Source organism: Desertivirga brevis (assembly GCF_017355835.1).
Window position 1 is genome coordinate 1 of record NZ_JAFEWF010000003.1, and the last position, 14,480, is coordinate 14,480.

Here is a 14,480-nt window from a genome sequence, read left to right on the forward strand (position 1 = left end):
ATATCGGTAGTACCTCTAACTTGCCTGAGCGTTTAAGGAAGCACAATACCAAGCATAAAGGTTTTACTGGCGGTCCGTCGGATTGGGAGGTTGCTTTTATGGAGAAGTATGAAAGGAAAGAAGATGCCCTAAAGCGAGAGAAGCAAATTAAGGCGTGGAAGAGTCGGATTATGATCGAAAGACTGATTAGCTCAGCTGGTTCATAGCATCCCGATTGCATCGGGAGAGTCACTGGTTGGAATCCAGTATCTCCCACAAAAGCTGCAGAAATGCGGCTTTTTTTATTTTGGCCTTATCCGGATATGTATATCGCATACATTCTTTATTCCTCCTCCTTAAACAAGTATTATATCGGTAGTACCTCTAACTTGCCTGAGCGTTTAAGGAAGCACAATACCAAGCATAAAGGTTTTACTGGCGGTCCGTCGGATTGGGAGGTTGCTTTTATGGAGAAGTATGAAAGGAAAGAAGATGCCCTAAAGCGAGAGAAGCAAATTAAGGCGTGGAAGAGTCGGATTATGATCGAAAGACTGATTAGCTCAGCTGGTTCATAGCATCCCGATTGCATCGGGAGAGTCACTGGTTGGAACCCAGTATCTCCCACAAAAGCTGCAGAAATGCGGCTTTTTTTATTTTGGCCTTATCCGGATATGTATATCGTATACATTCTTTATTCCTCCTCCTTAAACAAGTATTATATCGGTAGTACCTCTAACTTGCCCGAGCGTTTAAGGAAGCACAATACCAAGCATAAAGGTTTTACTGGCGGTCCGTCGGATTGGGAGGTTGCTTTTATGGAAAAGTATGAAAGGAAAGAAGATGCGCTAAAGCGAGAGAAGCAAATTAAGGCGTGGAAGAGTCGGATTATGATCGAAAGACTGATTAGCTCAGCTGGTTCATAGCATCCCGATTGCATCGGGAGGGTCACTGGTTCGAACCCAGTATCTCCCACAAAAGCTGCAGAAATGCGGCTTTTTTTATTTTAGCCTTATCCGGATATGTATATCGTATACATTCTTTATTCCTCCTCCTTAAACAAGTATTATATCGGTAGTACCTCTAACTTGCCTGAGCGTTTAAGGAAGCACAATACCAAGCATAAAGGTTTTACTGGCGGTCCGTCGGATTGGGAGGTTGCTTTTATGGAGAAGTATGAAAGGAAAGAAGATGCGCTAAAGCGAGAGAAGCAAATTAAGGTGTGGAAGAGTCGGATTATGATCGAAAGACTGATTAGCTCAGCTGGTTCATAGCATCCCGATTGAATCGGGAGGGTCACTGGTTCGAACCCAGTATCTCCCACAAAAGCTGCAGAAATGCGGTTTTTTTATTTTAGCCTTATCCGGATATGTATATCGTATACATTCTTTATTCTTCCTCCTTAAACAAGTATTATATCGGTAGTACCTCTAACTTGCCTGAGCGTTTAAGGAAGCACAATACCAAGCATAAAGGTTTTACTGGCGTCCGTCGGATTGGGAGGTTGCTTTTATGGAAAAGTATGAAAGGAAAGAAGATGCGCTAAAGCGAGAGAAGCAAATTAAGGCGTGGAAGAGTCGGATTATGAAATGCGGCTTTTTTTATTTTATGCTGTTTTGGCTTTCTCCCAAAACATACTTCTTTTTATAAGCTTCCTCTTAACGTTCTCAGAGTGATAGAAAATCTTTTCGTCGTAACAGGTGCAATACTATGTTCCCAGTCAATTCTTGCTTCTCCTTCTATGATATAGAGAGACCTTCGCTGTAGAGGGATGGAGATTATAGATGACCGCGTTTGCTCGGATTTTTCATATGGACGGAATCGGAATTTGCAGTCGGTAAGCAGGGATATGCCTGCGATGATATCAAAGGGAGGGGCATCACGGTGCCAGTTAATGACTGAGCCATCAGGATACTCGGTGACCAGTAGCTCTTCAATTTCTTTAGAGTCCAATGGAATAAAAGAAGCTACTTTTTCAATAATGCCATTAAAATCAGCTGGGATGTTTTTTCCTTTTGATAATGTTCTTGTTTCAAAGCTCCAGTCGCAGCCGTAACTAACTACTTTACGTTTTGCCTTATAGCCCTGAAATTTAAAAGTGTGAAGCTCCAATGCCGATACTAAGCTAAGAAGCGTGTCTTCCTCTTCCTTACTGATAAAGTTTGGTACATATCTAAAACCAGAAGGATATATTGGCTGCAAGGGAAATAAAGTATTCATAGAGGAGGATAAAGTACCTTCATTTAGAAATACAATTTGATAGTACTTATGTTGGACGTGAGACAGTATTCTTGTTGAAGGAAGGAGGTTGTGTTATTTTACAACTGTAGTGATGTAAAAATTATCTGTATCTACTTTGATATTTCCAAGCCCACTGCTCTTTAATGTCTTCAACGCGGTCGTGGGATAGATTTGTCTCCATTTTTTATCTCCAGGCAACATGATCCTTACCGGCATATTAAAAGTGGCGATATCAGCTTTCCACTTATACGAGATAGAGCCATTGCTTCTCCGGTTAATTTGAAGCTCAGGTATGGCTGTATGGTTTAGATATTGAATAAAAACACTAGTAAGATCTTTTTTAGCGTGCCTGTTAATATAGGTTATGATATCGTTTGTAGTTACAGTTTTTAATCCATACTCTTTATTAAGGCCTCTCAAAATACTTTTCCACAAGCTATCATTCCCAATTATTGTTCTAACAGTGTGCAGGAGGTTTGCTCCCTTAAAGTACATGTCGCCCGAGCCCTCTTTATTCACGTTGTACGGACCAATGACAGGCTTGTCATTCCTGATATTTTTCCTTTCACCCCTCAGGTATTGGATAGCTGCCTCTTTCCCCCAGTTGCACTCGATAAATAAACTTTCCGAGTACGTTGTAAAAGCTTCATGGATCCACATATCAGCAATATCTTTGGATGTAATATTGTTACCAAACCATTCATGTCCTGATTCATGTATGATCAGATAATCCCATTTTAGTCCCCAGCCCGTGCCTGATAGATCTGTACCCGCATAACCTTTTTGGTACTTATTCCCATATGCGACGGCCGATTGATGCTCCATGCCGAGATAAGGAGCTTCTATAAGTTTGTACCCGTCTCGATAAAAAGGATAGGGTCCGAACCAGTTTTCAAAACAACTTAGCATAGGTTTAACATCCGTGAAATGCTCTTTTGCTTTCTGAAGATTTTCTCTCAATACATAATAATCTAAGGGAAGGCGTCCATTTTCTCCGGTAAAGTCATCTGAAAAGTGTTCGAAATCGCCAATGTTTAGTGTTACGTTATAGTTGTTTATCGGGTAGGAGACGAACCAGTTGAATTTAGTGGACCCGTCCGGCTGCACTTCTTTGGATCTCAGGGTTCCGTTGCTGATATTCTGTAAGCCTCTTGGAACGGTAACACTTATGAGCATGCTGTCCACTTCATCTGATTGGTGATCTTTATTAGGCCACCAAGAACTTGCGCCTAATCCCTGGCAAGCGACAGCTATCCAAGGAGCCCTATTACTATCTTCGGTAAAGATGAAGCCACCGTCCCAGGGTGCTTTTCTTGCAATGACAGGGCTGCCCGAATAATAGACAATGAACTCCGCTTGCATTCCCCGCCGAATGACCTCAGGAAATTCTACAAAGACTGCGTCGTATTCTGTAGTATAGTTCAAGGTTTGGTTTTTATATTCGATTTTCTCGATCTCAAAGTTATCAAAAAGGTCAAACTGTAGTTTGTTTAAGTCTTTCGTGGCAGTAAATTTAAATAGATTAGACCCTGATATTGAGCGATTGTCGACATCTACTCTTATATCAAGATGATAGTAAGCGATATCATAGCACGCTCTCAAGTTAGACAGCATTCCTCTAAGCGTATCAGCCCTGGTAAAACCTTCTTCGCCACTTTGCGTTTGAGAGAAGGCGTTACACATTGAAATCAAGAAAACTATTAAAACTGATAATCTTTTTATCATCTTGGCCACACCAATATTCTGCTAATATCAATAATATTAAAATAATATGCTCAACTATAGTCCCGAGACAAGGACTACTTATGAATATTTCTCTTGCTGATGAAGTTAATTGAAGTTCAGACAAATGAACAACAGAGGAAGTTTTTAGAACTCCCTTTGTTTATTTACCAAAATGATAAAAAATATATACGACCGCTTGATGAGGATATCGAAAGGGTTTTTGATCCTGAAAAGAATCAATTATTAAGGGAAGGTAAATGCAGGCGCTGGCTACTGCAGGATGTGAATGGGAAATTCATTGGACGTATAGCTGCCTTTATTAATCCGCTAACTTTCGGAGTGGAATTCGAAAAAGTTGGGGGGATGGGTTTTTTCGAGTGCATTAATAGTCATTCAGCGGCAAATCTTCTATTTGAAGTGGCAAAGGGCTGGCTGCTGGAGCAAGGGGCAGAAGTAATGGAAGGGCCGATAAACTTTGGCAGCCGGGAGAGATGGTGGGGGCTCCTTGTCGACGGGTTCTACTCCCCATGCTATTGCAGTAATTATAATCCCCCTTATTATAAAGATCTGTTCGAATACTATGGCTTTAAACTTTACTTTAAACAATATACCTACCATCGTAAGGTTCGAGAACCTCTAAAACCGGCATTGCTGGCGGTATCAGAAAGGGTGTGTCGAAATAAGGACTATCAATTTCAGCACTTTAAAATGGATAAGCTCGACAAGTTTGCAGGTGATTTTCAAGAGGTGTACAACAAAGCATGGGTGAACCACCAGGGAACGGAGGAAATGAGTTTAGAACAGGCTAAAAATCTAGTGTATAGTTTAAAGCCTGTGATCGATGAACAGATTATATGGTTTGCTTATTATAAAAATGATCCGATCGGATTTTTTATCAGCCTGCCTGAGTTAAACGAACTGTTTGTGAAGTACGTTGGAGGGAAATTAGACACCTTCGGAAAACTGCGTTTACTCTATAATAAATGGAGAGGAAATTCTAAGACAATGTTCGGTCTGGTGTTTGGAATTATACCAGAATATCAGCGGAAGGGTATTGAGGTTGCATTAATTGTTTCTGCCGCTCATGAAATTTCAAGAAAAACAAACTATTCAGATATTCAAATGAACTGGATTGGTGATTTTAATCCAAGAATGATGCAAGTGGCCGAACAAATTGGGGCCAAAATTTATAAAACTCATCACACTTACCGCTATCTGTTTGATAGAGGTAAAGAGTTCAATCGACATCCTTTGATATAATTCATTTATTTTTCCTTAAAGCTAATATTCGTTTAACTTTGGGCAACCAACAAATACAATTCATGCAATACGACGTAACAGTTATAGGTGGCGGACCAGGCGGATATGTAGCCGCAATCCGTTGCGCACAGTTAGGACTTAAAACAGCTATCGTAGAAAAATATAGTACTCTTGGTGGAACATGCCTTAACGTTGGTTGTATTCCTTCAAAAGCGCTTCTTGACTCATCGGAGCATTATTATAATGCATCTCATACATTCAAAACACATGGTATCAACCTTGAGAATTTAAGCGTTGATCTTCCTCAGATGATCCAACGTAAAAATGAAGTGGTAGAGCAAACTACAGCAGGAATTACTTTCCTGATGAAGAAAAACAAAATAACTACTTATCAGGGTTTAGGATCTTTTGTAGATAAAAACACCATCAAAGTCGCAAAGGCAGAAGGGGGAGAAGAAACGATCACAACTAAAAACGTTATCGTTGCTACGGGTTCAAAACCGACAGCTTTGCCATTCTTACCTATTGATAAAAAACGTATCATTACTTCTACCGAAGCTTTAAATCTTCAGGAAGTGCCTAAGCATCTGATCGTTATTGGTGGTGGAGTGATCGGCCTTGAGTTAGGATCAGTATATGCCCGCCTGGGTGCTAAGGTAACTGTGGTTGAATTCATGGATGGCATTATTGCAACTATGGATAAAACAATGAGCAAAGAGCTTCAGAAATCATTGGCTAAACTTGGTTTCGATTTCAAGTTAAGTCATAAGGTTACCGGAGCAACTGTGGAAGGCGATAAAGTAGTTGTAACAGCAGATAGTTCTAAAGGAGAAAAAGTAAGTATTGAAGGAGATTACTGTATTGTAGCTGTTGGCCGTACGGCATACACTGAAGGATTAGGTCTGGATAAGATCGGAATTCAATTAGAAGAGCGCGGAAAGAAAATCCCCGTAAATGATCATCTTGAAACGTCTGTAAAAGGGATATATGCGATTGGGGACGTTATTCGCGGGGCGATGTTGGCGCACAAGGCTGAAGAAGAAGGTGTTTATGTTGCTGAAACAATTGCGGGACAGAAGCCACATATCAACTATAACCTGATTCCGGGAGTAGTTTACACCTGGCCAGAAGTGGCCAGTGTAGGTTTTACCGAAGAACAATTGAAAGAGCAAGGTAAAAAATACAAGGTAGGTTCATTTCCATTCAAAGCAAGTGGTCGTGCCCGTGCAAGTATGGACATTGATGGCCTGGTAAAAGTTTTAGCTGATGCTCAGACAGATGAGCTTTTAGGCGTTCATATGATTGGTCCTCGTGCTGCGGATATGATTGCTGAAGCAGTAGTTGCAATGGAGTTCCGTGCATCTGCAGAGGATATTGGTCGTATATGCCACGCTCACCCAACATTTACAGAAGCATTTAAGGAAGCTGCTTTAGCTGCTACCGATAATCGTGCTGTTCACATTTAACAAAGGATAGCATATAAAATAGCAAAGGCTCCTAGAATGGAGCCTTTGCTATTTTATATGCTTCTAACTGGAGGTAAAAGGCAGACCACTGGTCTATATTCATCAAGCCTATTTTATTTATATTTTTTAAAGCGGGTGTTTTTTCGCTATCATCCTCACCCGATCAAGCCCTTATTCGTTTAATAAAGCTGCCAATGAAAGGATTTTTTAAGGCAGTCAGAAAAGCGTATTTTATAGTAGCAATTTCTGAAGCTTATTATAATTAATTTTGAAGCCTAATTAGGATACCGGTATAAAAGAGGCTTAAGTAGTCTCGAGTGGTTTAGGTAGGTCAATTATATTATTAAAAATTGCTTTTTGAACGATGAAGATTGCAAAACATACATGGCCAGATAATCTCCGAATTATTGCAACTATTAGTATGGTGCTTCTTCATGTTACATCTCCGATTTTATATCAATATGGCAAAATTTCGTCTGAACTTTGGCATGCGGCTAATATCATAGACAGTTCCGTTCGTTTCTGCGTTCCTGTTTTTGTTATGCTCTCAGGGGCTTTGCTACTTGGACGAGAATATCCTATAAGAGAATTTTTAAAAAAGAGAGTTATAAGAGTATTGCTTCCTTTTATTTTTTATAGCCTCATTTATACTGGACTTGATCTTATAAGGAAACCCTCTTTGCACCTTAGTTTTTTCCCTTTCATCTGGAGTAAATTAGCCCACGGGGCTGCCTACCATTTATGGTATATTTATATGATAGTTGGTCTGTATCTTTTTATTCCGGTGATAGGAAGATGGATAAGAGCAAGTACGAAAAAGGAGATTAGTTATTTTCTTCTAATATGGATAGGGACGATGGTTGTAAGTCATCCTCTTCTTTTCAAGCATAAGCCCAATTTTGATCTCTCTTACTTTTCAGGTTTTCTGGGGTACCTGATTTTAGGATATTATTTGTCGCTTTTTAAATTTTCGAATAAATGGAGGCGGGTATATTCCATAATATTGATTCTTGTTGGAATTACTATAACTGTAGCCGGCACTTTTCTCTATTCAGATGATAAAGGTAGTCTGGATACTTTATTTTATGGTTTCCTGACTCCCAATGTTTTCCTTATTGCGGTAGGTGTTTTTATGCTGGTGGGTGATTTTAAGTTTAAAACAGTAGTTCCGGAAAGTGTGCGGTCCTTTCTCTGTCGTTACAGTTTCGGCATCTATTTAATACATGTTTTAGTGTTAGGTGAATTGACTAAAGCTGGACTTAATTGTTTTTATGTTCATCCAGCTGTTGGTATTCCGCTTACAACTTTAGCCTGTCTGGCCCTATCTGGCTTGATTGTTTTTCTTATCAGCAAGGTGCCCGGCGGAAAATATATTTCGGGATAGAAATTCATCTATAAGAAGCGGTTCAAACTAGAAAGGGGGACTCCTTTCGGAATCCCCCTTTGCTCACCTCAATTAGCCCCGTAAGGGGTTATTTTTGAAGCTCCATAGCTTCGTACTCCTCATCCAGAATCTCGTCTGTATAGGGCTCAGTCATAAGGGCTTCTATATCTTCATGCTTTTTATTTTTTGTAAATCGCTTGATGATTTTGTCAAAAGCTTCATAAACTACTGGTACAACGATGAGGGTTAGGAACAAGGAACTAACAAGTCCCCCTATAATTACCCAGGCCAAACCGTTCTTCCATTCGGCTCCTGCGCCCTTTGCAATTGCAATCGGGAGCATACCTATTACCATGGCAATGGTGGTCATTAAGATTGGACGAAGACGAGCATGGTTCGCATTAATCAGTGCTTCACGAACTGATTTTCCTTCTGCAATCTGCTGGTTTGTAAAGTCCACCAGGATGATCGCGTTTTTCGCAACAAGACCGATTAACATGATCAGACCTAGAATGGTAAAGATGTTAAGCGAGTTGTTAGTTAATGCCAGGGCTAGTAGTGCCCCAATTATTGACAATGGTATTGAGAACAACACCACGAAGGGATGCACATAGTTATTATAAAGGGCTACCATGATTAGGTATACCAGAACGATCGACATTACTAATGCAACACCAAGTGTTCCAAAGCCTTCGGACTGGTTCTCCATGTCACCACCGAAAATGTAATTCACGGAGGCTGGACGAGGAAGATCTTTAATCTGATTATCCAGTTCAGTGAATATTGTACCTGAAGGACGACCAACTACCTGGGCTTGTACAGATACTTTAGTTGTTTTGTCCTGACGTTCTAACCTTGACGGTCCAGACCCTTCGGAAACAGTAGCAAATTGGTCGAGCTTAATCTTCATACCTGAACTATTAATAAAAGTCAGATTACGGACGTCGTCAATGCTTTTACGGTTGAAATCGTCGAGACGGATATTTATATCATATTCGTATTCTCCCTGGCGGAACTTACTATTTGTATTACCGTTAAAAGCTGTTTGCATAGTAGCACCAACGGTCTGAAGGTTTAAGCCAAGTGCCGACATTTTATCACGGTCCACCTGTACCTTTACCTCTGGATTACCACCTTCAACAGAAAGTTTCAATTCGGTTGTTCCAGGGATCTTAGCCAGTTTGTCTTTAACTACATTGGAGAAGGCCATTACGCTGTCGAGTTCGCTCCCCCTTACTATAACTTCTATAGGCGCACGTTCTGCCATGCCAAGAATACTTACAGGAGTTGTCTTAACTTTAGCTCCAACTAGCTGTGCTGCAAGTTCCTTTTTAATTTTCGCTGCGTAGACATCTGCACGATCTATACGGTCTTTTCTTTCAACCAACTGTACGGTGATCTCTGAAGAGTAGGCAGGTGCTTGTTGTGCTCCAGAACCGTCGCTCGATTGACCAACAAGAGTAATTAAGCGAGTTATTTCTGGCTTAGAGTTTAATATCTGTTCAGCCTTGGATGTCATTAAGTTTGTCTGCTCTATAGAAGCATCTTTTGGAAGCTCTATTTGCACGATGAACTGCCCACGGTCACTCTTCGGGAAGAACTCTGCTCCGATAAATCCACCGCCAAGTAAGGCGAATGAAGCGAAGAGTAGGAGTAATGTACCTCCAACTACGGTCTTCTTGTGGCCCAATGACCATTGAAGGATATTAGTTATCCAAGCTGTGAACTGATCAAGCTTTCTCTCAAATGCGAGGATCAAGCGTTCGAAGAAATTCTTTCCTTTAATGTGTTCCAACTTCCCAAATCTTGAAGAAAGTAAAGGAACGATAGTAAAGGAGGTCAGCAAGCTTAGTAGGGTGGCTATAATAACTACCATACAGAACTGCCGAAGGATATCGGAAACGAGACCTGTACTGATAGCAATAGGGAAGAACACCACGACAATTACTAAAGTAATAGAGGTAACGGTGAAGCCAATCTCTTTTGTAGCATCGAAAGCGGCCCTCACCCTGTTCTTGCCCATTTCCATATGGCGGTAAATGTTCTCAAGAACCACGATGGCATCATCTACCAGGATACCTACAACCAGTGATAGTCCTAATAGAGACATCAGGTTAAGAGTATATCCGAGCATCTTGATTCCAATAAAGGTTGCAATTAATGAGGCAGGTATGGATACCATCACGATCGCCGCATTACGTAAGCTGTGTAAGAAGAACAGCATTACAAATGCCACAAGGATCACAGCCAGGAATAAGTCATGAATTACGGCATCTGCAGATTCAAGAGTATATACTGAGCTATCATTGGCGATAGTAAGATCAAGATTAATGGTCTTGTATTCTCCGGTTAGTGTCGCGATATTAGCCTTAACACCCTCACTTACTTTCACCGCGTTTGCATCGCTTTGCTTAACAATTTGTAGCGCAATAGCCGCCTTGCGGTCTACCCTGGCAAGTTTCTCAACATCTTTCTGAGTATCACGAACCTCGGCAATGTCACCTAATCTTACCTGAATACCGTTTTTATCGGATACTACCAGGCTTTGTAGTTCGGCAACACTCGCATATTTACCAGAAAGACGAACCAGGATATCACGGTTCTGCGTACGGATGCTACCGGTAGGGAAGTCAAGGTTAGAAGTCTGAATAGCTTGCTGAACCGATAAAAGGGAGAGACCGTAGGCTTCCAGCTTATTTTCATCCATGTTCACTTGTATTTCACGCTCGCGGCCCCCAATAATATTTACCTGTGCCACTCCTTCTACCCTTGAAAGACTGGGAACAAGTCTGTTTTTAACCAGGTCGTAGAACTGTGCGTCATCCATGTTTGCTGTCGCAGACATGGTGATAATTGGAAGATCATCCAATGAGAACTTATTCAAAGAAGGAGCTTCTACATCATCAGGTAACTGCGACAGGATAGAGTTAACCTTTCTTTGAGCATCATTCAATGCAACGTCTACATTGGTCCCGGTTTTCAACTGGATACTAACCAGGGACATACTTTCGTAAGACGTTGACTGTATCTTTTTAATGTTTTCCATGGAAGAAACAGCGTCTTCCACCTTTTTTGTCACGGTATTCTCTACCTCACTGGGAGAGGCACCGGGATATATAGTTACTACAGATACCACTGATGGCGAGAATTTAGGAAGCATCTCGTAGTTCAGCGATTTGTAGCTTATGAAACCAAGCAAGGAGAGTACTGTGAATAGTACTACAACAATTGTTGGTCGCTTTATTGATATTTCAGCTATTTTCATCTTTATTAGATTTGAGATGTAGGATTACTTTACTGCCTGCACTTCGGTACCATTTACCAGGTTGATTTGTCCACTGGTAATTACCGTTTCTCCGTCCTTTAATCCCTCAAGGATCTCAACACGTTCGCCTAGAATTCTTCCGGCGGTTACATTTCGCTCTTCAGCTTTATTTTCGTTTAGTACAAATACCTTGTTACTGTTAACGCTACCTATAAAAGCAGTCCTTGGAACAGTAAGTGCCGGTGCTTGCTGCGGGAAGTCAAACACTGCTGTACCATACATTCCTGCTTTAAGCTGTCCGCCAGCGGTATTGCTTACTTCAACCTCCACAGGGAAATTTAAACTGTTATCAGCTTTAGGTGCTATGAAGCTCACTTTTCCACTAAAGGAGCTTTGAGGAAACACGGATGACTTTATCATCACTCTGTCTCCCAGCTTTAGGTTCACTACCTGCCCCTCATTTGCTGTAACTTTTAATTTTAGCTTGTTTACATCAACGATCTCGAACAACTGAGCTCCCGGATTTACGTAAGAACCTTGTTCGATGAAGCGCTTATTAACGATGCCTGAAATAGGTGCTTTGATATTGGCATCACTTGATTTTCTTGCCGCAGCCTGAACCCTTGCCTGTAATGTACGCACGTTTAGTCTTGCGTTATCCAGTTGTTGTTGAGTAACACCGCCTGTTTTGAATGAACTTTCATAGCGCTCAAGATCACGCAAAGCATTTTGATAACTAGCCTGAGCCGTTTCAACATCCACACTCAAAAGTTCATTATCTATTCTTGCGACTATTTGTCCTTTACTTACTCGTGCACCTTCATCAACCAATACTCTGGTTACTCTTCCTGAGTTTTCGGCAGAAAGCGTTAAGTCTTGGTTGGCTAAGAAAGTTCCGTTTGAACTAAAGTCAAGGTCGATATCTGTTTTGGTTACTTTTTCTGTTTTAACAGTAACTGCACCAGAGTTACCCGAAGCTACTACTGCTGTAGTTTCCGCGTTCTTTTTCTTGTTGTTTTGTAGTACCCATCCAATCAGAAATAAGACAACAACTACTGACAAAACTGTTATTATACCCTTCTTCTTCATCTTTATATTAGTTCAATAATGATTTTATATTTCCGTTCGACTTGATTAATTGTACCTCTGCCAGGCGATAATTCAATAGTGCCTGATTGTAGCTATTCTTTGCTTCTGTTAGTGAATTTTCAGCATCAAGCAGGTCTGTTAACGTTGCCAGACCGTTTTTATAGTTGTTTTGGGTGCTTTTCAAAACCTCCTCCGCAAGGTTCACGTTCTCTTGCTGCGAGTTGATAGTGTTAATACTGTTTTCAATTTGAAGTTTCGCGTTCTCAAAGGCCAGGTTTAAAGCATTTTCTGCGTTTTTAGTATCCTCTTTAGCTTGTTGAATGTCAACTTCCGCTTGCTTTACGCGCGATTTACGGGCATTTCCATCGAAGATTGGAATTCGTAAGCTTAGCCCTACCGTCGCTGCATCAACCCATTTAACGCTTGAATTTCCCTTGAAGAAATCAAACTTGTTGCTGATTCCATTATAGAGGTAGCTGCTTGTTAAGGACAGAGATGGGAAATATTCTGCCTGGTAAGCCTTCTTCTGATAGCCTAGTAGTTCCTCCTGTTTCTTCGCTAGTTGATATTCTTTCAGCTGAGTTAAATTCAAAGAAGTTGAAACTAAGCTGGCATCTGTTTTAATTTGAGATAATGCAGCAGCTGGAATGTTAATCCGGGCAGCGATAGGCATGCCTATATTGTATTTCAGTGCATTTTCTGCCAGCGTTACCGCGTTTTTAACTTGCTGACGCTGGTTTTTCAAATTAGTAAGATTAACCCTAACCCTGTCCAGGTCAATTTTTCTTGCCAAGCCATTCTTATATTGAGTTGCTACTGTTTTTTCAACTCGTCCCAATGAATTTATATTGCTATCTATTACAGCAAGGTTTTCACGGGTAATTAGTATTTGGTAATAAGCAGAAGTAACATTTTGCAACAGCGTTTCTTCACTTATTTCCGCATTTAAATTATAGAAAGCTTCTCCAGTTTTGGCTGCGCGTAGTCCTGTAAATACTGACTGATTAAAAAGCTGTTGACTGAACTGTAAAGCGGCATTCGCATTCCATTTCTGACCAAAGGCAACCAAGATCGTTTCATCTGGTTTTCCCTGGAAAATGTTAGGAATAGCATTTCTTTGTATTATTAAATTGTCTGTCAATCCTGCACTTCCACTAATTTGCGGCAGAGCTTGTGCTCTGATTTCATCTGTTCTGTATCGTCCGCCCTCTGCGTCAAGTCGTGCTTTTTTTACTGCCGAATTGTTTTGAAGTGCAAAATTTAAGGCGTCCTTCAACGTAAGGTCTACTGGTTGAGCGCTGGCTGCTCCTATACTAAGGATCGATGCAAGGACAACCATTATTTTACTCCATTTATTTATTATCGTTCTCATTGTAATCCTCTTTATCATTTTCTATTTGAGAGTCCATCAAGAAATATTTCCGTTAGTGCTTTTTGCTTTGAAATGACTTCCTCTAATCCCTTGCTTTCAGGAATTAATTGCTTTGTTTGTTTTGCCATAAGGCACATGCCCAGCCCCATTAATGAGTCGAGGTACAACTCGGCTATGGGCTCAGAAGGAAGTTTGCTAAGTGATTGGTCTTTTGTAAAGACATCCTGTATAGAGTTTTTTTCTTTCTCCCTGCTTTCACTCATTAAGTTTCTGAAAGGCTCGTTATTAATATTAAACTCACTTGTTGATTCGGTGAGATGAAGCATATAATATTTCTCGAGATATTCTTTACGTAACTCAATAAGCGCAAACAAGGCATCCCTTGTAGTGCTGGCATTTTCCTTAATGACGTCTAGCCTTTGAAAAAACTCCTCAAATATTTTTCCGGCAACAGCAACTGCTAAACTGATTTTATCAGGAAAATAGTAGTACAAAGAAGGTTTTGAAATAGACAAGTCCTCTGCTATTTCATTCATTGTCGTTTTGTTAATTCCAAAATGAGCAAACCTTGTCAGTGCTTTCTCGATTATCTGCTCACGTTTTTTATCCGCTGTCTCTATCACCTTTAACCTTTCTACTAATTAACCTTTTGACTTTCTGAATTAATTAGTCAAATATACAGACATGCGAAATGCTTTGCAA

At 40.5% G+C, this 14,480-nt stretch carries 14 protein-coding genes; 8 read left to right on the forward strand and 6 right to left on the reverse strand.

The genetic code is table 11. The annotated features are described in order from the left end of the window. The 5 genes from J4N25_RS10435 to J4N25_RS27135 form a co-directional block, all read left to right on the forward strand. A partial coding sequence (locus J4N25_RS10435; RefSeq protein WP_207422148.1) for a GIY-YIG nuclease family protein occupies positions 1-206 on the forward strand: 206 nt, incomplete at its 5' end. Between the two features lie 63 nt (positions 207-269). Beyond that, positions 270-554, forward strand: a complete 285-nt coding sequence (locus J4N25_RS10440) for a GIY-YIG nuclease family protein (RefSeq protein WP_242695863.1) — start codon at positions 270-272, stop codon at positions 552-554. A gap of 63 nt (positions 555-617) precedes the next feature. Then, positions 618-902, forward strand: coding sequence for a GIY-YIG nuclease family protein (locus tag J4N25_RS10445; protein ID WP_242695864.1), 285 nt, complete (start codon positions 618-620; stop codon positions 900-902). Between the two features lie 96 nt (positions 903-998). Continuing rightward, positions 999-1,250, forward strand: coding sequence for a GIY-YIG nuclease family protein (locus tag J4N25_RS10450; RefSeq protein WP_207422149.1), 252 nt, complete (start codon positions 999-1,001; stop codon positions 1,248-1,250). A gap of 95 nt (positions 1,251-1,345) precedes the next feature. After that, on the forward strand, positions 1,346-1,522 hold the full coding sequence (locus J4N25_RS27135) for a GIY-YIG nuclease family protein (RefSeq protein ID WP_207422150.1): 177 nt from the start codon (positions 1,346-1,348) through the stop codon (positions 1,520-1,522). A 98-nt stretch (positions 1,523-1,620) separates the two neighbouring features. Here the strand turns inward: J4N25_RS27135 and J4N25_RS10460 are convergent, their stop codons facing one another. Further along, entirely contained in the window at positions 1,621-2,196 is a 576-nt protein-coding gene (locus tag J4N25_RS10460; protein WP_207422151.1) for an alpha-ketoglutarate-dependent dioxygenase AlkB, read from the reverse strand. A gap of 93 nt (positions 2,197-2,289) precedes the next feature. Then, positions 2,290-3,900 (reverse strand): M1 family metallopeptidase, encoded by a 1,611-nt coding sequence (locus J4N25_RS10465; protein WP_242695865.1) that lies wholly within the window; start codon positions 3,898-3,900, stop codon positions 2,290-2,292. 141 nt (positions 3,901-4,041) lie between these two features. Between J4N25_RS10465 and J4N25_RS10470 the strand changes: the two genes are divergently transcribed. The 3 genes from J4N25_RS10470 to J4N25_RS10480 all read left to right on the forward strand — a co-directional run bounded on the left by J4N25_RS10470 (position 4,042) and on the right by J4N25_RS10480 (position 8,052). After that, a complete protein-coding gene (locus J4N25_RS10470; RefSeq protein ID WP_207422153.1) occupies positions 4,042-5,202 on the forward strand; it encodes a GNAT family N-acetyltransferase in 1,161 nt (386 codons plus the stop codon). Between the two features lie 62 nt (positions 5,203-5,264). Beyond that, a complete protein-coding gene (lpdA, locus tag J4N25_RS10475) occupies positions 5,265-6,668 on the forward strand; it encodes a dihydrolipoyl dehydrogenase (RefSeq protein WP_207422154.1) in 1,404 nt (467 codons plus the stop codon). 364 nt (positions 6,669-7,032) lie between these two features. Continuing rightward, positions 7,033-8,052, forward strand: a complete 1,020-nt coding sequence (locus J4N25_RS10480; RefSeq protein WP_207422155.1) for an acyltransferase — start codon at positions 7,033-7,035, stop codon at positions 8,050-8,052. Between the two features lie 88 nt (positions 8,053-8,140). On the opposite strand, the gene J4N25_RS10485 is transcribed toward J4N25_RS10480, so the two are convergent. From J4N25_RS10485 to J4N25_RS10500, 4 genes are read right to left on the reverse strand one after another with little or no spacing between them, the layout of a single operon-like run. After that, complete coding sequence (locus tag J4N25_RS10485; RefSeq protein ID WP_207422156.1) at positions 8,141-11,317, reverse strand: efflux RND transporter permease subunit; 3,177 nt, start codon at positions 11,315-11,317, stop codon at positions 8,141-8,143. Positions 11,318-11,341: 24 nt separating this feature from the next. Continuing rightward, a complete protein-coding gene (locus J4N25_RS10490) occupies positions 11,342-12,406 on the reverse strand; it encodes an efflux RND transporter periplasmic adaptor subunit (RefSeq protein WP_207422157.1) in 1,065 nt (354 codons plus the stop codon). A 7-nt stretch (positions 12,407-12,413) separates the two neighbouring features. After that, a complete protein-coding gene (locus J4N25_RS10495) occupies positions 12,414-13,778 on the reverse strand; it encodes a TolC family protein (protein WP_207422158.1) in 1,365 nt (454 codons plus the stop codon). 14 nt (positions 13,779-13,792) lie between these two features. Then, positions 13,793-14,401, reverse strand: coding sequence for a TetR/AcrR family transcriptional regulator (locus tag J4N25_RS10500; RefSeq protein ID WP_207422159.1), 609 nt, complete (start codon positions 14,399-14,401; stop codon positions 13,793-13,795). Between the last annotated feature and the right edge of the window lie 79 nt (positions 14,402-14,480).

What these genes read in the sequence shown, in the direction of transcription:
- J4N25_RS10440 (WP_242695863.1), top strand. Translation starts at nt 270, where the DNA reads ATGCGGCTTTTTTTATTTTGGCCTTATCCGGATATGTATATCGCATAC.
- J4N25_RS10445 (WP_242695864.1), top strand. Translation starts at nt 618, where the DNA reads ATGCGGCTTTTTTTATTTTGGCCTTATCCGGATATGTATATCGTATAC.
- J4N25_RS10450 (WP_207422149.1), top strand. Translation starts at nt 999, where the DNA reads ATGTATATCGTATACATTCTTTATTCCTCCTCCTTAAACAAGTATTAT.
- J4N25_RS27135 (WP_207422150.1), top strand. Translation starts at nt 1,346, where the DNA reads ATGTATATCGTATACATTCTTTATTCTTCCTCCTTAAACAAGTATTAT.
- J4N25_RS10460 (WP_207422151.1), bottom strand. Translation starts at nt 2,196, where the DNA reads ATGAATACTTTATTTCCCTTGCAGCCAATATATCCTTCTGGTTTTAGA.
- J4N25_RS10465 (WP_242695865.1), bottom strand. Translation starts at nt 3,900, where the DNA reads ATGTGTAACGCCTTCTCTCAAACGCAAAGTGGCGAAGAAGGTTTTACC.
- J4N25_RS10470 (WP_207422153.1), top strand. Translation starts at nt 4,042, where the DNA reads ATGAAGTTAATTGAAGTTCAGACAAATGAACAACAGAGGAAGTTTTTA.
- lpdA (WP_207422154.1), top strand. Translation starts at nt 5,265, where the DNA reads ATGCAATACGACGTAACAGTTATAGGTGGCGGACCAGGCGGATATGTA.
- J4N25_RS10480 (WP_207422155.1), top strand. Translation starts at nt 7,033, where the DNA reads ATGAAGATTGCAAAACATACATGGCCAGATAATCTCCGAATTATTGCA.
- J4N25_RS10485 (WP_207422156.1), bottom strand. Translation starts at nt 11,317, where the DNA reads ATGAAAATAGCTGAAATATCAATAAAGCGACCAACAATTGTTGTAGTA.
- J4N25_RS10490 (WP_207422157.1), bottom strand. Translation starts at nt 12,406, where the DNA reads ATGAAGAAGAAGGGTATAATAACAGTTTTGTCAGTAGTTGTTGTCTTA.
- J4N25_RS10495 (WP_207422158.1), bottom strand. Translation starts at nt 13,778, where the DNA reads ATGAGAACGATAATAAATAAATGGAGTAAAATAATGGTTGTCCTTGCA.